The 18902-nt window shown below is 28.2% G+C and carries 18 protein-coding genes; 9 read left to right on the top strand and 9 right to left on the bottom strand.

The window, feature by feature from the left end:
• Positions 1-113 precede the first annotated feature (113 nt).
• The 8 genes from AEBR_RS03920 to AEBR_RS03885 all read left to right on the top strand — a co-directional run bounded on the left by AEBR_RS03920 (position 114) and on the right by AEBR_RS03885 (position 10244).
• Positions 114-1454 (top strand): imelysin family protein, encoded by a 1341-nt coding sequence (locus tag AEBR_RS03920; RefSeq protein WP_129087494.1) that lies wholly within the window; start codon positions 114-116, stop codon positions 1452-1454.
• The gene (locus tag AEBR_RS03915) at positions 1423-2820 is read left to right on the top strand and encodes a di-heme oxidoredictase family protein (RefSeq protein ID WP_228712182.1); all 1398 of its coding nucleotides are present in this window, start codon (positions 1423-1425) and stop codon (positions 2818-2820) included. Before AEBR_RS03920 ends, AEBR_RS03915 begins: the two co-directional genes overlap by 32 nt.
• Before the next feature lie 2 nt (positions 2821-2822).
• The gene (locus AEBR_RS03910; RefSeq protein WP_129087492.1) at positions 2823-3809 is read left to right on the top strand and encodes an imelysin family protein; all 987 of its coding nucleotides are present in this window, start codon (positions 2823-2825) and stop codon (positions 3807-3809) included.
• An 11-nt stretch (positions 3810-3820) separates the two neighbouring features.
• The gene (locus AEBR_RS03905; RefSeq protein ID WP_129087491.1) at positions 3821-4723 is read left to right on the top strand and encodes a sterol desaturase family protein; all 903 of its coding nucleotides are present in this window, start codon (positions 3821-3823) and stop codon (positions 4721-4723) included.
• On the top strand, positions 4723-5877 hold the full coding sequence (locus AEBR_RS03900; protein WP_128981565.1) for a cytochrome-c peroxidase: 1155 nt from the start codon (positions 4723-4725) through the stop codon (positions 5875-5877). Before AEBR_RS03905 ends, AEBR_RS03900 begins: the two co-directional genes overlap by 1 nt.
• Before the next feature lie 95 nt (positions 5878-5972).
• Entirely contained in the window at positions 5973-7877 is a 1905-nt protein-coding gene (locus AEBR_RS03895; RefSeq protein ID WP_164969497.1) for a TonB-dependent receptor plug domain-containing protein, read from the top strand.
• The gene (locus tag AEBR_RS03890) at positions 7877-8347 is read left to right on the top strand and encodes a hypothetical protein (RefSeq protein ID WP_129087489.1); all 471 of its coding nucleotides are present in this window, start codon (positions 7877-7879) and stop codon (positions 8345-8347) included. Before AEBR_RS03895 ends, AEBR_RS03890 begins: the two co-directional genes overlap by 1 nt.
• Entirely contained in the window at positions 8337-10244 is a 1908-nt protein-coding gene (locus AEBR_RS03885) for an EAL domain-containing protein (RefSeq protein WP_129087488.1), read from the top strand. The genes AEBR_RS03890 and AEBR_RS03885 overlap by 11 nt, the downstream gene beginning before the upstream one ends.
• A gap of 108 nt (positions 10245-10352) precedes the next feature.
• Here AEBR_RS03885 and AEBR_RS03880 read toward each other — a convergent pair whose 3' ends face one another.
• The 5 genes from AEBR_RS03880 to AEBR_RS03860 form a co-directional block, all read right to left on the bottom strand.
• The gene (locus AEBR_RS03880) at positions 10353-11468 is read right to left on the bottom strand and encodes an Opr family porin (protein ID WP_129087487.1); all 1116 of its coding nucleotides are present in this window, start codon (positions 11466-11468) and stop codon (positions 10353-10355) included.
• A gap of 68 nt (positions 11469-11536) precedes the next feature.
• Complete coding sequence (locus AEBR_RS03875) at positions 11537-12028, bottom strand: flavodoxin (RefSeq protein WP_129087486.1); 492 nt, start codon at positions 12026-12028, stop codon at positions 11537-11539.
• Between the two features lie 9 nt (positions 12029-12037).
• Complete coding sequence (locus AEBR_RS03870) at positions 12038-12790, bottom strand: hypothetical protein (RefSeq protein WP_129087485.1); 753 nt, start codon at positions 12788-12790, stop codon at positions 12038-12040.
• Positions 12790-12990, bottom strand: a complete 201-nt coding sequence (locus AEBR_RS03865) for a hypothetical protein (protein ID WP_128981551.1) — start codon at positions 12988-12990, stop codon at positions 12790-12792. The genes AEBR_RS03870 and AEBR_RS03865 overlap by 1 nt, the downstream gene beginning before the upstream one ends.
• Before the next feature lie 3 nt (positions 12991-12993).
• On the bottom strand, positions 12994-13296 hold the full coding sequence (locus AEBR_RS03860) for a DUF2325 domain-containing protein (RefSeq protein WP_129087484.1): 303 nt from the start codon (positions 13294-13296) through the stop codon (positions 12994-12996).
• A gap of 150 nt (positions 13297-13446) precedes the next feature.
• Between AEBR_RS03860 and AEBR_RS03855 the strand changes: the two genes are divergently transcribed.
• Positions 13447-15288, top strand: coding sequence for a mechanosensitive ion channel family protein (locus AEBR_RS03855; RefSeq protein ID WP_129087483.1), 1842 nt, complete (start codon positions 13447-13449; stop codon positions 15286-15288).
• 1 nt (position 15289) lies between these two features.
• Here AEBR_RS03855 and AEBR_RS03850 read toward each other — a convergent pair whose 3' ends face one another.
• From AEBR_RS03850 to AEBR_RS03835, 4 genes are read right to left on the bottom strand one after another with little or no spacing between them, the layout of a single operon-like run.
• Entirely contained in the window at positions 15290-16810 is a 1521-nt protein-coding gene (locus AEBR_RS03850) for a PAS domain S-box protein (protein ID WP_129087482.1), read from the bottom strand.
• Between the two features lie 8 nt (positions 16811-16818).
• The gene (locus tag AEBR_RS03845; RefSeq protein WP_129087481.1) at positions 16819-17211 is read right to left on the bottom strand and encodes a hypothetical protein; all 393 of its coding nucleotides are present in this window, start codon (positions 17209-17211) and stop codon (positions 16819-16821) included.
• Between the two features lie 7 nt (positions 17212-17218).
• A complete protein-coding gene (locus AEBR_RS03840) occupies positions 17219-17533 on the bottom strand; it encodes a hypothetical protein (RefSeq protein WP_129087480.1) in 315 nt (104 codons plus the stop codon).
• Between the two features lie 29 nt (positions 17534-17562).
• Positions 17563-18852 (bottom strand): Y-family DNA polymerase, encoded by a 1290-nt coding sequence (locus AEBR_RS03835; protein WP_129087479.1) that lies wholly within the window; start codon positions 18850-18852, stop codon positions 17563-17565.
• Positions 18853-18902: the final 50 nt, after the last annotated feature.

Genomic DNA, 18902 nt, shown 5'->3' with positions numbered 1-18902 from the left:
GATAACCATTATTAATATTAAGTTACTGTTAAGGAACTAGATACTACAATTCTTTCAAATTTTGATAACAATTATTAAAATACTATTTATGAAATTAAGGTAAAGGAAGATAAATGAAGAAAACAAGATTAATTGCAGCTTCTATTAGTGTTGCAGCAGCGTTGGCATTTAGTGGTTGTACTACTAACTCTCAAACTACAGAACCAACTGTAAAAGTTGAAAATAAAGCAGAGAAAATATTAGCTTCTTATGCAAAAATTGCACAAACTAATTATAATGATGCCCTTGAAGATGCAAAAAAACTTCAAATTGCTGTTGATAAATTTGTAACTTCTCCAAGTGAAAAAACATTAGAAGAGGCAAAAAATGCTTGGGTTGCTTCTAGAGAATCTTATGGACAAACAGAGATATTCAGACTATCTAATGGTCCAATTGATGCTGAAGAGGGATGGGTTGCTGAAACATATGGAGCACTTGAGGGACAAATTAATGCTTGGCCTTTAGATGAAAACATGATTGATTATACTATTGATGCAGAGGGGAAAAGAACATCAGGAAATATTATTGACACAGCAGGAAACTTTAATCCAGGTGGAGAAGATTCTACTTCTGTAGATGTTTCAAAAATTACAGTTGATGCAATTACTGCTTTAAATGAAAATGGTGGAGAAGCAAACGTTGCAACAGGATACCATGCAATTGAATTTTTACTTTGGGGACAAGATCAAGATTACTCTAACTTTGTAAAAGATGCAATTACTCACGGGCCATTAACAGCTGGACAAAGACCTCTATCTGATTTTACTACAGACAAAAATGCACAAAGAAGATTAAACTACTTAAAAGCTGCAACAGATAAAATTGTTTCAGATTTAGAAATAGTTGCAGGTGCTTGGAATGATGGTGGATTATATAAAGATGCATTTTTAGGAAAATTATCAGGGGAAAATTCTTCTAAAAATATTCCTAGCCAAACTGCTTTAAAACAAATAATTGCTGGAATGGGTGTATTTATTAAATCAGAACTAGCTAATGAAAGAATTGCAGTTGCTGTATTAACTCCGTCAGAAGAGGATGAACACTCTTGTTTCTCTGATAATACACACAGAGATATTGTACAAAACTATCAAGGTTTTAAAAATGCTTTAACTGCTTCATATATGGGTAAATCATATGGAGTTTCTTTACTTGATGCAGTTCCTAGTGAGCAAAAAGCAAAAATTGAAACATTAATGTCTTCAATTGAATCAAAAATTAAAAGTATAGATGAAGTTGCGAAAACAAAAGAGCATTTTGATTATCAAATACAACCAGATAATCCTCAAGCAAAAGTTATTGTAAAACTTAAAAATGAGATGAGAAAACTTGGTGATGCAATGGTTGATGTTGCTATAGCAAATGGTATCTCTTTAAGTACAGATGATGTTACAGATCCAGAAGAAACAAAACTATAAATCATTTGTATCAAAAACTATTTTAGTAAAAAGCCTTATAGCAACACTTGCTATAGGGCTTTTTGCCGTTAATGGTTTGGGCAAAGATTTATCAAGTGAAAAAAATGAGTCACTTTTACTAAAACCTATTGATGGTTTAAATGATGAAGAGTATGACAAATTTATGTTAGGAAAGAGTTTTTTTAGAATTCCTTGGGTTGAAGCACCAAGTGCAACAACTGCAAGGGATGGTTTAGGACCACTTTTTAATGCTAATACCTGTATTAGTTGTCACCCATCAAATGGGAAAGGAACTCTATATAATACAAATGATGATTTTTCAAGAAGTTTAATTCCAAAATTGTCAATTAAAAGTGATGGTTCAAAAGAGCATAAAAAACAACTTGAACTTTATGGTCTTGTAAAAGAGCCTAATTATGGTAATCAAATCTCAATAAATGGAATCCATGGTGTAAAATTTGAAGCAAAAGCAAATATTACTTTTAGTGAAATAGAAGTTAGATTTCCTGATGGGGAAGTTGATACTATTTTAAAACCACACTATGCTTTAAAAGATTTGCAGTATGGAGAACTTCATAAGGATACCACTCTTACTTTTAGACTTGCACCAACTCTAAATGGAATGGGACTTTTAGATGATATTCCAAATGAACAAATATTAAAAAATGAAGATGAGTTTGACAAAGATGGTGATGGCATTTCAGGAAAAGCAAACTATGTTTACTCTCCTATTACAAAAAAAATTCAACTTGGAAAATTTAGCTGGAAAGCAACCACAACTTCAATAAAACACCAAGCAGCAGATGCAGCAAATAATGATATGGGACTTACAACCATCTATTATCCAAATGATACTTGTACAGATACTCAAGTTGGGTGCAAAAAATCTCCAAAAGCAAGAGATGCTATTGATTTACCAGAGTTAAGACTTGATGCAATGACATATTATATAACCCATAGAAAAACCTATAGTGCAAAAGAGACTAAAGAGTATAAAGAGGGTTTAGCACTATTTAAACAAATAGGTTGCAATAAATGTCATGTGGACTCTTTTACTACAAAAGCTGGAATAAAAATTTCACCTTTTACAGATCTATTGCTTCATGATATGGGTGAAGGTTTAGCAGATGGAAGAAGTGAATTTAAAGCAACGGGAAATGAGTGGAGAACTGCACCTTTATGGGGACTTGCTCTTCATGAAAAAATAAATAAAAAAACCCCTAGACTCTTACATGATGGTAGAGCAAGAGATTTTCAAGAGGCTATTCTTTGGCATGGTGGAGAGGCTGAAAATATTAAAAAAACATATATGAATCTTGAAAAGAAAAAAAGAGAAAAACTAATTAAATTTTTAGAAGAGGTATAGAGATGAGATTAATTAAAGGTTTGTTAATCATTGCAATTACATCAATTCTTTGTTTTGCAGATGATACACAAGAGAATAAAAGTGTTTTAAACTCTTTATATGAAAAAGTTATCTTAAAAGATCTAAATAGTTCACTTAAAAGTATAGATGAGTTAAAAGAGGCAATAAAAAAAAGTGATGTAAAAAAGAGTAAAGAAGGGTTTACAAAACTTGTACAAACATGGAAAAGTGTAGAAACTTTTTATATTTTAGGTGATTTAAATGATGATTTTATTGATACTCCAAGATATATTGACACTTTTCATAATTTAAGTGAAGATATAACTGCCCAACTTGATAGAGCAATAAAAAGTAGTGATGAAGTAAGAGTTGCACTATTTAAAAACTCACTTAAATCAATAAGTGCTTTAGAGTATATTCTTTATAAAAAAGATATAAAAGATAAAAGAGTAAATGAGATAGCTTTAACAATAGTTAATAAAATTGGCTCATATCTTAATGATATAAATGAGGAGTATTTAGCACAAAAAGAGAATTTTTTAAAAGATTTAAAAAAAGCTAACTCAATTACCATAAATGCCATTATTCAAAGTACTTACAAGTTAAAAGAGTGGAGAATTGGTGATATTATGGGTGCTACTAAAAAATATGAAGGGAAACCTGATAATAGTAGAGCTGAATACTATATTAGTAAAAATAGTGCAAATGCAATTGAAGCTATATTAAAAACATACAAAAATATTTTTGATAATAAGAGCTATGAAGATTATGGAGATTATCTACTAAAAATCACAAATGGCGAACAAATACAAAGATTAAGAGAGTCAATAAACAAATCCCTTGAATTAGTTAAAAAAATAGAGAATGATGATCTTTTAAAAGCAGATGATTTGTATGAAGAGATTAGTGAAATTCATGTTATTTTGTTTTTAGAGATAATTGAAGAGTTATCAATAAATGCAAAAATTATTGAAGCAGATGGTGATTAATAGGATTTTATATGCATGATTTATTAATCTTAGAGTACCTAATAGACCCAGATAGAAGAACATACTGGGTCTATTTATTTTCATCAATTGCTATTGGTATGATATATATTGCAGCAAATAGTAGATACAAAAGAGTGAATTTTAGCTCAAAACTGTGGTTACACCCTAGTGCAAAGCTTGATTATTACTATTTTATTTTATCTTACTTTATAAAAATGCTATTAATTATTCCAATAGTAATTAGTGCAAAGAGTGTTGCTTTTTTTGTAAATAAGCAGTTATATTATAACTTTGGTTATAATCATATTCAGCATATCTCTTACGAGACAACACTTGTTCTATATACTATTACACTATTTGTTGTAAGTGATTTTACAAGATATTGGTTACATAGATTTCTTCACACTATTCCTATACTTTGGGAGTTTCACAAAGTACACCATAGTGCAAAAGTATTAAACCCTTTAACTTTTTATAGAGTTCATCCAGTTGAAAATATTCTTTTTGGATTTAGATATTCACTTGGAATTGGAGTTGTTACAGGTGTTTTCATATACTTTTTTGGTTCAAGAATAGGAGTGCATGAAGTTTTAGGAGCAAATATTTTTGTTTTTGTTTTCTCTCTTTTGGGTTCAAATTTAAGACATTCGCATATCCCTTTTGCTTACTTTAAACCTTTGGAAAAGTGGTTTATCTCACCAAAGCAACACCAAATTCACCATAGCAAAAAACATTTTGATAAAAACTATGGAAGTTATTTAGCCGTTTGGGACAGAATTTTTGGAAGTTTAAAACTCTCTTGTGAAGTCAAAACTTTAAAATTTGGATTAAAAAAAGAGCAAATGAATAACTATAATTCACTTAGCAACATCATATTTTATCCATTTGTAAATATTTTAAGAAGGAGAAATTAATGAAATATTTAAAATTAGGTACTCTAATAACTGCTACTATGCTTTTTAGTGCCTGCAATAGTGCTAATGTTTCAAAAGAGGACTTAGCAAAAAAAGTAAAAATGAAAGAGAGTTTGGGGCAGGCTCTATTTTTTGATAAAAATCTATCAAAAAATAGAACTATGGCTTGTGCAACTTGCCACAATCCAGAGGCTGCATTCACAGACAACAGAGATAACGGAGTTGATTCAATGGCGTCTTTAGGAGATGATGGTAAATCTTTAGGAGATAGAAAAGCTCCAATGGCAGCTTATGCAATGTTTAGTCCAAAATTTCATTATGACGAAAAAAAGAAAAAATATATTGGTGGACAATTTTGGGATGGAAGAGAAGCAACTTTAGCAGGACAAGCTGGTGGTCCTCCATTAAACCCAATTGAGATGGGAATGCCTGATAAAAAAGCTGTTGTTGATAGATTAAAAGAGAATGCTTATTATGTAGAGAGTCTAAAGAAGATTTATGGAGAAGATATCTTTAAATCAGTGGATAAAGCATATTTTGCAATGACTGATTCTATTGAAAAATTTGAAATGACAAAGGAGTTTGCTCCTTTTGATTCAAAATATGATAAGTTTTTAAGGGGTGAATATGATTTAACTCCTTTAGAGGATTTAGGAAGATCAATCTTTTTCTCAAACAATAATAACTCTTGTGCAACTTGCCATGTGTTAAAAGGTGAAGATAAAAAGGGTGAAACTTTTACAAATTATGAATACCATAATATTGGAGTTCCAGAGAACAAAGCTTTAAGAGCTAAAAATGGTGTAAAAGTTAAAGATGATGGATTATTAGCAAACCCAAATGTAAATGATGAAAATCAAAGGGGAAAATATAAAGTACCTAGTTTAAGAAATGTAGCTGTAACTGCTCCATATATGCATAATGGTGTCTTTAAAGATTTAAGAACAGTTGTGGAGTTTTATGATAAATATAACAATAAAGACAGAACAATCAATCCTGAAACAGGAAAACCTTGGGATAAACCTGAAGTTGAAGAAACAATCTCTTTAGAAGAGCTAAAAGCTAAAAAGCAAAATGATAGAAAAATTGACGCTTTAGTTGCTTTTATGAAACTACTAACAGATGAGAGATACGAGCACTTACTCAAAAAATAAGAGGTCTTTTTGACCTCTTAATATTATAAAGAAATATTTACTATTTTTTAACCTAAGATTTACTACAATATTATTAAACACAGATGGGATGTTTAGTGGTTAAATACTTTTTTTTAATACTGCTTTTTTTTAATATTACTTTTGCCTCAACCTTAGAATCCTTGTTAAAAGAGTATGAAGACACTTCAAAAGAGTCTTTAGAAACACTTAATGAAAAGATGGGATATGCAATAGTTTACTCTCAAAAAGAGTTAAAACTTATGCAATATAATAGATTAAGTGATATTTTAAAAGAACTTCCAATTCTAACACTTAACAGAAGTAAACATGGAGCAAATAATTTATCTCTTGTTGGAAGTAAAGCAGAAACAAGTGGATATTTTAGACTTTTTATAAATGACCATGAAGTAAGTTCAACATATACCCAAAGTCCTTTTTTAAACTGGTATGACTTACCAATAAGCCTTGTTGATCATATTGAAGTATATTATGGTGAGGGCTCTTTTACTTTAGGTAATGAAACTGGAATGAAGTTTATTAGAGTCTATACAAAAAAAGGTACAAAACAAAATGGTGGAAATTTAAAAACAACATTTACAAATAGGAATTCAAACTCACAAGAGATGAGTTACTCTGACTTTTTGGAAAATGATTGGTCATATTTTGCCTATTTTGCAAATCAAAAAGACTCTTTTGAAAGATATAATAAAAATGACGATTTAGATGCAAATAGCAAAAGACAATACTTTTTTATGGATTTTTCAAACTCTACTGACAAAATTAATATAGGTTATAACTCAACAAAACAAGATAGCTATCAAGGTCTCTCTTTTGATTCAAATAGTGATGATGGGAAAATCAACTCAGAAAACTTTTATATTAACTATTCAAAATTTTTTTTAAAAGACAAATCTTTAAAATTGCAACTTTCAACAGATATAATAAATAGTAAATATGAAGAGAGTAATAGTGATGGTTTAGCAATTGTTGGTGTTACAGGATACCTTGGAAGATTTATAAAATCATATAATGAAAATACGCAACTAATAGAAAAGAGTGCTTCTTTATCAAAAAATTTTAACTATAAGAACAATAACCTTTTTACCGCTATCAATGTTAAAAATAGTAGATATAAAGTAAAAAATAGAACAATAAATAACGCAACAGAGATTGGAGCATTAAGTAGTTTTGATGAAGAAACCTCTTACTCTATTGCTTTCCAAGATGACTATAAAATCTTAGATAATCTTGTTTTAGTAGGAAACTTTAAATTTGAAAAATATTTAAGAAATGGTAATATGGATGATAGTAATGAAAAGTTATATAGAATTGGAGCTATTTATTTACCAACAAAAGATTTAGGATTTAAAACATTTTATACAATAAGCCATGTACCTCCAAGTTTTTATGATGTTGATTATGCCTACAGAAGTAATCCAAAATTAGCATCGCAAGAGTATAAATATTTCACCGTTGAGGGTACATATACTTTAAATAAATCAAAATTTGCTTTAGACTATTTTAATGTACATATTGATGACTATATCTATTATGCTGACCCTATAGGTTTTATAAATGTTGATCATACAATTAAAATAAATGGTTTCATTTTTGAATATATATATAATCTTGATAGAAATAGTAAAATCCAATTTAACTATTTTGTAAGTCAACTAACTGAAATAAAAAATAACTACACAGATGGTGGATATCTAAAATATATGCAAGATCTTGGTAATTTTAGTTATTTTGCTTCTGTTATTTATAGAAAAGGTTTTGAATATACTAATGTAGATTTTAGGGATAGTTATGAGCTAAGTTTAGGAGCAAGTTACACTATTAATAAAAACTTAACATTTAGTGTAAAAGGGACAAATCTATTAAATAAATCAACCCAATCAGCTTTAAGGGATTATACAACAAGCTATACAAATCCTAAGATCTATTTAATTGATGATAATGATAGAACTATTTCATTTAGTATGGAGTGGAAATTCTAATGAAAAAGATATTATTAATCCTCCTACTATCTCTTAGTATAAATGCCCAACAACACTACACTTATTTGATTGATGAATATGACAAAGTAATAGAACTAGAAGCTAAAATCATAAGCAAAATTGCAAAAGATATATTAAAAGATAAAGAGATAAATCTATTTATACCTGATATAAAAGATATTGATAAAAAAGTCTATTCAAAAAAAGTACATATTGTTGATAGTTGTGATAAAGCAAACTTTATATTTGTTAAATATACAAGCAATTTAGGAAATTGTTACAAGATAAATGAGAAACATCTTTTTACAAATAATTACAAAAGACTTTTACATAATCATCAATATGTTGGTGCATTTTTTTGGAGTAAAAGTAGACCAAATATTATATTTATAAAAGATAGACTCTCTAAAAATAATATTATATTATCAGATGAGTATAAACAGTTTGTAGAAGATTATAATGAAAACTAAATCTATTACCAAAAATCCAAAATATTTAATCCTTTTTTCACTTTTTATGTCCCTTTGTATGGGTTTATTGCTCTATGGCACAATTAAATTAGAAAAAAAACTCTCAAGTAAAATGCTTGAGATATCAATCTCTGATGTAATTTCAATCTCTCAAAATAGTTCAGAGGCTATATATTGGCTTCTAAAAGATAGTAAAAACTATGTTAAAGATATAAAAGAAAATGTTGAGTTACACACTAAGATTGAAAGATTTTTAACAATTTTACTTACAAAAAATATAAAATACTCCTATCTTGTTTATAGGGATAAAAATGGAATATTTAGATTTCTAGTAGATGGAACAAAAGGTGAAGAGAAGGCTTTTATAAACCAAAAATTTGATGTTGATAACCCAAAATGGTTAGAGATATATGAAACTAAAAATCCCCAACTAATAAAACAACCCCTATTACACCAACTCTCAATTACTTACTTAATTCCTATTATCTATGAAAACAGAGTTGAACTGATTTTGGCTATTGATTTTTCTGTAAAAAAGATTGAAGATATTAATAAAATCATAACCGTAATAAAATATATTATTGCGGGAATTATATTTATTATTCTTTCTATAATTATTGCTCTTATTATCCAAACTGCAAAATATATTTCAGTAAAACACACTGCTTTTGTGGATAGTTTAACAAATGTTTACAATAGGAACTATCTGCAAGAATCAAAAGACTTTATAAATCTTTCAGACTTTATATTAGCTGCTTTGGATATTGACCACTTCAAGCAGATAAATGACTCCTACGGACATACAGTTGGAGATAGGATTCTAAGACAAATTGCTGATGTAATTAAACATGCAACAAGGCAAAATGATGATATTGTTATAAGATATGGAGGAGAAGAGTTTCTTATATTAATAAAAAATAAAAGAAAAAACAATGTTCTTCCTCTTGATACTTTAGAGAGAGTCTTTAGCAATATCCAAGAGTATAAGTTTAGAATTTCAAATACTGAGACTATAAATGTGACTGTCTCAATTGGTGTAAATTTAGTACCTGGTAAATCAAGAACTTTTCAAGATGCTTTTAAACTTGCTGATATAGCTTTATATAATGCAAAAAATAAAGGACGAAATAAAATAGAAATCTACTCAAATGAGCAAAAAGATGATTTTTATATGACAATAAATGAGATAAAAGATGCAATAGAAGAGAATAGAGTAACTTGTTTTTATCAAAAAATAATTGATAATGATACAGACAAATTATCACATTATGAAGCTCTTCTTAGAATTATTTCAAAAGAGGGAACAATAATTACCCCTGATAAAATTCTTCCAGTAATAAAAGGTACTTTTATCTCACGAAACATAACTAAACGTGTTTTGAAAATTTGCTATGAAAAACTTAAAACAAATCCTGATTTGGCTTTAAATGTAAACTTAAATCCACAAGATATTATCAATGACTCTATATTATCAATTCTAAAAGATTATGGAAAAGATAAAAATATTTCAACTAGGCTTGGAATTGAGATAGTTGAGAGTGAAGATATTGTAAATTATAAAGATGCAAAAACAAATCTTCTAATACTAAAAGAGTTGGGTTATAAAATCTATATTGATGATTTTGGAAGTGGTTACTCAAACTTTATCTACTTAACTGAGATTAAAACAGACTTTATCAAAATAGATGGGAATATTATCAAAAAAATATTAGAAGATGATATCTCATTTTTAGTTGTAAAAAGTATTGTAAGCTTTGCAAAAGAGGCAAAAATAAAAGTTATTGCAGAGTATGTAAGTGATGAAAAAATATATGAAAAGATTCGTGAGTTAGGGATTGAATATTCACAAGGGTTCTATTTTCATATTCCAGAAGAGTTTAGCAAATTAAAGAGATAAATAAAAGGAGAAAATCTCCTTTTATTAGTTTTACTACTTACTATTTTTTTTGAAAGAAAAAAGAGATTATCTCTTTTTATCAAATGACAAATTCGCGACTTTTGTATTTTAAAATGTATATTGTAAAGTTAAACCAAATCTATTGTAATCATCATCACTATCTTGCGCATTTACATCCACATATAATGCCCCAAGAGAAATAGACTCAGTTATATTATAATCTACAGTTAGGTTTAGCTCTTTCTCTTCATTTGAACCATATTCAGTTTTTCCATAAAGTGCCCCTAACTCAACTCCAGCAATCTCATATCCAAGAGAGAAATATGTAGTATCTGCATCTGCTTCATATACTTGGTTTCCATCTTCAAAAGGACTTATATTATCTCCTAATGAGTCCATATATCCTGCACCTTGATCTTTATCAGTTGAGATATAACCTAGTTTTAATCCTACATTAGCAAGATTTAATCTACCCTCTAAATGGTAAATTTCTCCATCTTCTGATAGATTTTCAATATCACTTTGTGCACCATGTAAAGTAACACCAAAAAGATCTGTATCATAATCAACTTTTAAACCATACCATTTAGCTAAATTATCTGCATCATAAAAATATGGATTTAAAACTAAACCTTCAATTCCTTCATATTTTACATCTAAAACAGCTGCAAAATCTATATCTTCACCACTATCATTTTTTCCAAAATCATGAAAGTTATCAAGTGCCGCATCTTCATCTGCAATTGCAATTCTTCTTGTAACACCAAATACAACAGTTGTATCAGGAATAGCTGTAATTCCTAAAACAGCAGCTTCATGATAATCGCTTAACCACTCTAAATCGACTTCTTGTCTACCTACAGATAGATTAAAGTATTGATTAGTATAAGAGATCGTAGCAGTATGAAGTAGAGCATCAGTTTGTTCTGATACTTCACCTAAACTCTCAAAATCTCCATCTTCAACTTCTGAGAAATCATGATTTCCTCTAAATCCAAATGTTAATTTAAAACCATTTAATTGGGCAGTTTCAAATCCAAGATTAACAGATCCCATAGAAAAACCTGCATCTTTGTTACTTCCACTGTTATTTTGTCTCTCTGCATGTAGAGTTATATCTCCACTTACAGTACCATCTTTAAATGCCTTTTCAAAACTGTTTTCTGCAACTGCATTACCTGCAAGTAATAAAGATGCCGCCATAGCTAAACTAATTTTTTTCATTAAAATATTCCTTTTTTGTGTGTATAAATAAATTTTTAATATATAAGCTTTTTTTTCTTTCCCTCCTTTTATAGCTTATTTGATATTTGATTACACCAATCTTCTACTCTTTGTTTTGTTAGTTCTGATTGATTATCTTCATCAATTACAAGTCCCACAAACTGACTATCTACTACAGCTGTTGACTCTTCAAATTCATAACCATCTGTTGATGTAAATCCAATAATATTTGCTCCATTATTTTTTACAACTTCATATAAAGTTCCTAATGCATTTACAAACTCATCATAATAGTTATCCTGATCACCTAAACCAAAAAGAGCTACTGTTTTTCCAGAAAAATCCATCTCTTTGAGTTCTTCAAAACAATCTTCCCAATCATCTTGTAAATCACCCTCACCCCAAGTTGAAGCACCAATAATAATAGAGTCACACTCATTCATTTTTGATATACCACTACTTGCAATATCAACTAACTCAAAACCCTCTAAATTTTTTTTGATTGTTTTTGCAACTTGTTCTGTATTTCCTGTACTACTTGCGTAGAATATTGATTTCATTTTTTTCCTTTATCTTAATGTTGAACGCATTGAATATGGTATTAGTTTGATCATATATTCACTACCTGCTAATTCTTCACACTTTATTTGTATGTGTCTGTTAAAATTTTCATTTTTGGGATAGACTAAATATACTTGTTTAAACTCTAAGGTTTTAATGCACTTGACAGCTTTATCAATGTGCTCTTCAATATTTAATTTTTTCGAATTAATCAACTCCCAAAAAGTAAATATTTTAGTGCTTGCAAACTCACTGCTTTTTATATCAATTGAGTCGCTATTTATAAATACTTCTCTTTGTTGCTTTGAACGTAGAATTTTTCCTACAACAAAACTTTTAAAAGTTTTCTCCCCATCTAAGAAAAAAGAGTAATTACAATTTTCCAGTAGAGATATAAGTTTTTTTGCTGTCTCAATAGAGGTCTCTTCTAAAGAGTTTTTTAAAGTAAACCTAGCTTTTATTGAATTTAGATTATTCTCTTTTAAAAAGCTATTGATTTTATTTGTCAATTTTGCATCAACACTTACAAGAGGAGATTTTATATAAGCAGTTTGTTGAAGATTTTTCAATATCTTATTTATAAACATATCAATAAGGGTAAATTTTTTACACTCTTTTAACTCCTCTTTTGAGAACTTCATACTTGAAGGAACATCTTGATTGAAGAGTTTTAGAAACATTACTCTTTTGTTCACATTAGAGTGAAACATATCAAAAGAGGGAAGAAATTCATTTTTTGCATCAAAACCTATTTTACTCATTATCTTTTTCCTATTATTCTAATATCTATATTTGTTGAAAACTTATATTTAATATAGTTTGAGTCTAATATATGTGCAATTGCCAAAAACTCATCCATATCTGCGTTATTAACACCTTTTAAGTTAACAATTCTATTTGTTGTAGCCTCATATCTATAGTTTTTGAAGCTATTTAACTTTACAACTACCCCTTCACTCATGGCTTACTCCTCGCAATTATTCATTTTTAAAAATTTGCAAACTTCACAGTGAATTGAACTTGCACTTCTTTTTGTACAAATTAGAGGTATATTTTTCTTTTTTGCCTCTTTTCTATATTTGTACATTGCATTGTGATTTAAAAAATCTGTTAGCATCAAAATATAATCTGTATTTTGAGGTATCTCTTTTCTACAAGCACTTGATTTTTTTCTTGTGTCCCAATGGGTTACTGAAAAATCTCCAAATTGATCTAAGATACCCTTTATAGTATCGATTTTATCTCCTCCAATTATAAGTACTGACATCTTTTTCTCCTCTTTTTTGATAATAGTTATCAAAATATTACACTTTCAAACCTTAAAGTTTTATAATTTTGAGAATTGTTATCAATAAAATTTAATTAATCAAATAAGTCAATTTTTTATATAATGTCATTTTAAATTTATGGAGATAATATGTATTCAACTATTCTAAGAACCCTCTTTTTTATTGCCCTACTTTTGGCATCAACTTTAAATGCTCAAATGTCACTTTTACAATCAAATACTACTGAAGAGCAAACAAAAGAGAAAAAAAGTGTTGATGATAGGCTAAAAGAGCAGTTTGATGTTGCTCAAAAAGTGATTGATAATATTAATAGTGAAGTCTATCTTCTAAAAGAGTTTAATAATAAAGATTACAATACAAGAATAAACTATTTAGAAAATAGAATAAATATAAACCAAAGAGAAAACAATGATATAGCAGTAAAAAGAGATGAGATTGAACTTATATATTTAAATGAACAAAAAAAGTATGATGAGACTCTAAAAGAGCTTATTGATGCAAAACACACCTTTAAAGATAAAAAATATTTTTTAAATGTAATTGAAAAGAATTTAAACTTTCTAGAGAAGAGTGATATAAATAAATATAAACCTTATTTTGACCAAGAGAAGAATAATGTAAATCCTGTATCAATTGATTTAGTTGAAAACTACAAAAAACTTGTAGAACAGACAAATCAACAGATTTTTATCTTAACTTATTTAAAAGACAATATAAACAAATTTAGAAAATCAAACTTTTTTATTGACAATTTTAATGTTCAATACCTTATTACTTTGATTGATAATACCTCTTTTATCTCTTCTATCTCTAAATTTACATCTTACCACTTTAACTTTTCAATAGGTGATATTGTTGTTGTATTGTTAATCTTGCTTTTTTTCAAACTTTTTATTACAAAATTTATAGATATATTTATTGCCATATTAAATAAAATTTTTATAAAACCTAAAAAAAGCAAATATGCTGATAGTGATGAAGAGGAACAAGAGGTTCAAGAATATATTGAAAACTCTATTGAAAAGCCATTAATTATAGGTCTTTATACTTTATCTATTCATCTGTCTTTACATATTTTAGTAAAAGATGCAGAGCTTTTAAATAAAGTCATTCCTTGGATAAATACTTTTTATATGGGACTATTTACTTGGGCAATCTACTCTTTAATCTCAAATAGTATTACAAATTTTGCACAGCATTTAGTTGAAAAGTATCCAAATGTAAGAAGAGAGATGATTGTTTTTCTACTAAGGATCACAAAAATACTACTTGTCTTTTTTGTAATACTTTTTCTCTTTACCCAATTGGGCATTGATATAAAAGCAATAGCAGCTTCACTTGGGGTTGGGGGTATCGCTATCGCTCTTGCTGCAAAAGATACTTTAGCAAACTTCTTTGGCTCTTTAAATATTATGAGCGATAACTCATTTTCCCAAGGAGATTGGATAATTGCAAACGATGTTGAAGGAACAGTTGTTGATATTAGAATGAGAACAACAAGAATAAGAACTTTTGATAATGCAATGATTACAGTACCAAATTCAGAACTTGCAAATACACATATTAAAAACTTCTCAAAAAGAAGAATTGGTAGAAGAATTAAGATGACACTAAATATTACCTATGAGAGTTCTATGAATGATATCTACAATCTAAAAAATGATATTTTAGATATGTTACAAAACCATACTGGAATTGCCAGTGAAAGAACAATAAAAGAGAGTAGAAGCAGAAAATTTGAAGCCATAAAAAGAGAAGATTTACATGGAGTAAAAAGAAATCTTATGGTTTATATTGATGAATACGGTGGAAGTTCAATCAATATTTTAATATATTGTTTTGCCAGAACAACAGATTGGGAAGAGTGGCTTGGCGTAAAAGAAGATGTTATTATGAAAATAAATCAACTTGTGAAGAAAAACAATTGTGATTTTGCATATCCTACACAAACACTATTTGTAAAAAACTAAGTTAATTATAGTTCTTAGGAACTATAATTTTAAATACAGCACCATCTCTTTTTGTATCTTTATACTCAATGGTTTCATTATAGACTTCAATTCTTCCTTTTAATCTATTTATAATAATATCTCTTACCATAAATAGACCAATTCCAGTTCCAAGCTTTTGATGTTTGGTAGTAAAATATGGCTCAAAAATTCTATCCATAACTTTTTTATCAATACCACCTGCATTATCTTTTATTAAAAAAATAAAATTATCCCTCTCAAGATAGTTTTCAATAATTACAACTTTATTCTCAAGTTTTTTCTCTATAAATGCATCTTTTGAATTATTCAACAAATTGATAATAGTTTGAATCAATTCATTAAAAGGTGCTTTTATCTCAAACTCTTGACTGTTTACTATTTTTAAATCAATTCCATAAGTTGAAAAGTTTTTTAATACAAAATTTTCAACTTTTGAGAAAAGGTTGGTATTTGTAAATTTTACAATCTTATTATCAACTTTAAAAAAGTTTTGAAGTTCATTTATTGTTTGTGATAGATATTGAGAGGTCTCTACTATTGCAGTCATTCCCATATCAAAATCTTTATCAGTTAGAATATTCATATCTTTTTGTAGTTTCATTCCAGAAGCAGCTGTTGAGATTGTACTTAAAGGTTGTCTCCATTGGTGAGCAATATTTTTTAACATCTCTCCCATTGATGCCAGTTTTGACTGATTGAAAAGAATCTCTTCATTCCTTCTTTTTTCCTCTTCAAGTTTTAGATAATCTGTCATATCTTCCCCTGAACAAATCATTCCTGAAGGTCTTTTATTCTCATCATATATATATCTTCTTCTCCAAAGGATTGTTCTATCACTACCATTTGAACAAATAACATCATATTGAATCTTCTCAAAAATATTTGTCTCTTTTTCCATGGCATCAAGGAAGTGTTCTATTTGTTCATCCCTATCTTTTTGACTTACAAAGTTTTTAAACCAATTTTTTCCTAAAAGCAAAAACTCTTCTAAATTTAAAATCTCAGAAGTTTTTCTATTTACTAAAGTGATATTACCTTGTCTATTTAAAACAACTATTGCCACATCAACAATATCTAAATAGAGTTGCATTCTTTTTGTTTGCTCTAAAATTGTATCTTGAATCCCTTTTCTTTTTGAGATATCAGTAATAAATCCAAGGGTATATAAAAACTCTCCATTATCATCTATAATATGATTAATAAAAACCTCTACCCAGACTATTCTCCCATCTTTTTTTAGGTATCTTTTCTCTATATTATAGTTTTTTACTTTTTTATTTTTTGATTGATTATATATTAAAAGGCTTCTGTCTTTATCATCATCATATGTGATTTCAGAAAAATCAAGTTTTAGAAGTTCCTCTTCTTCATAGCCTAAGATTTCACAAAATTTATTATTGACTTTTTCAAATTTACCATTAGAATCTAAGTAGATAATTCCTACTTTTGCATGTTCAAATAGATAGTTGTAGTCGTTTAATATTTTGTTTTTAGAGTTCATCTATGCTTTTATCTCTCCACTAAAAGATCTGCTTTGCTTTTGAGTTCTTTTTGTAAAAACTCTTCTTCTCTTTTTGTAAATTTTTTATTTTTATTATTTTTTATTATATCTTTATTTTTTATTATTTCTCTTTTATTCTCTTCTTCTGTTTTGCTATTTCTAAATAAACCTAAAAAGAGATAGATTGAAAAAAGAATATTAAATATTATAACACTCCACTTTGTAAGCAGTGCAATTTCCAAATACTCTAATCTATTTTTTAGAGTTAAATACTCTACAACATCAGAATAAATTGAGTTTGCAAAAAGAGCTATAAGCAGTAAAAAAATTATGCTTATTACTTTTCTTCTAAACTTATATAAGTAGTACCAAAATAGTGCAGATTTTACCTGTTTAAACATATCTATCCTATATCAAAAAATCTAAACCCAAAATTGCAAGGGCTGCAACCAAAGATTTAGTTTTTAAATCATCTTTTATTTTTCTCTCTTCATCCAATATTATTATTTCAAGCTCTTCATCACTGTAATCATCAAAACTTTTATGGTGTTCTGCAAGTCTAGCTTTTGTACTTAAAACAGCCTTTTCTCTAATCTTCTTTTTTACTGCTTGTTTTAACTCTTTACCTTTTATAGAAGGGTAGTCAAAAGCTTTTGTAATATTTTCAGAAGCAACACTTAGAAGTTTGCCTGAGCTGGTTTTTATTCTATTTTTTATTCCCATTAGCTTTCCATTTAGTTTTGTTTATTATATCACTCTTTTCTTAACAGATTTTCTTTTAACTCTGAGGCTGTTTTTATAATATCTATTCCATATTTAGAGCGAAGTTGCTGTATTTTATTGCTTAGTTCTCTTTTTTTGATATCCTCTTCATACTCAAAAATATTGTATGTAAATGACTTCTCATCTGAAAAGTTTGAAACAGTAAGATTAAGTTGGATTACTCCATGACTCTTATGGGTATCATTTTTTAAAAAGAGCTCTCTCATTTTTGTCTTAAAATCACTTTCGTTAAATATCCTATTTACATTTATATGATCTTTTGTTTTTATTTTTGATTCATATTTTATATAAATGGCGTAAGTTAGTGGATTTACATTTGACTTTTTAACTATAAAGCATAAATATCTACTTAGAATAATCACTCTTCTAATAAGCTCTTGCCTATCATAAATTGCATCAAAAGATCTCCCTATACCAATTGATTTTTTATCCCTATGTTGTTGAAGTTTAGTGTCATTTATTCCACAAATTCTATTATAAAGTTCAATACCAGGTTTTTTCCAAGAGTAAAAAAGATTTTTTTTTGCTTTTATATCCCCTAAGGTTTTTATTCCATACCCTTTTAATCTCTCTTGATATCCTTTCCCTATTCCAGGAAACTCCCCTATTGGAATATTTTTTATAAAGCTGTCCATATGTTCATCTTTTATATATTTTATTCCATCTGGTTTTGCATACTCAGTAATAAGTTTTGCCAAATATTTAGAAGAGGCAATACCAATTGAGATAGGAAGTTTTAGTTCCTCATATATCTTCTTTTTTAAATAATAGGCAAAATCAACTACCTCATCCTCTTTTAAATAACCTCTAACATCTCCAAAAAATTCATCAATAGAGTACTGTTCAACCAAAGGTATTTCATACTCCAAGATTTTAAAAAGTTTTTGTGAAAGTTCATGATACAAAGGATAATTTGGAGGGATCATCTTAAGATTTGGGCAGAGTTTCAAAGCCTCATTTACACTCATAGCTGTTTTAACTCCAAAGCCTCTGGCTTCATAAGAAGAGGTTGTGATAATACCTCTTATTTTTCCATTTTCATCTACAAAATAATCTTGGAAACTCTTTTGTCCCTCATTTGTTAAAATAGTACTTACAAAAGCACCACTATTTTCACTAACTCTTCGAACCTCCTTTTGGGTTGAAAAAATATTCAAGTTGCTTCTTCCTCCAACTGCAACAGGGATATTTTTTAGGCTCTCATCTATAGTTCTATGGGCAGATACAAAAAAACAGTCTAAATCTAGGTGTATAAACATAAAATTATTATACCATTTTTTATTTCATATTGTAATAAAATTACAATATG

Origin of the sequence: Halarcobacter ebronensis, assembly GCF_013201825.1 — a bacterium.
GTDB classification, from domain to species: domain Bacteria; phylum Campylobacterota; class Campylobacteria; order Campylobacterales; family Arcobacteraceae; genus Halarcobacter; species Halarcobacter ebronensis.
Note: the sequence above shows the minus strand (reverse complement) of the source record. Positions and strands in the feature narration are given on the sequence as shown.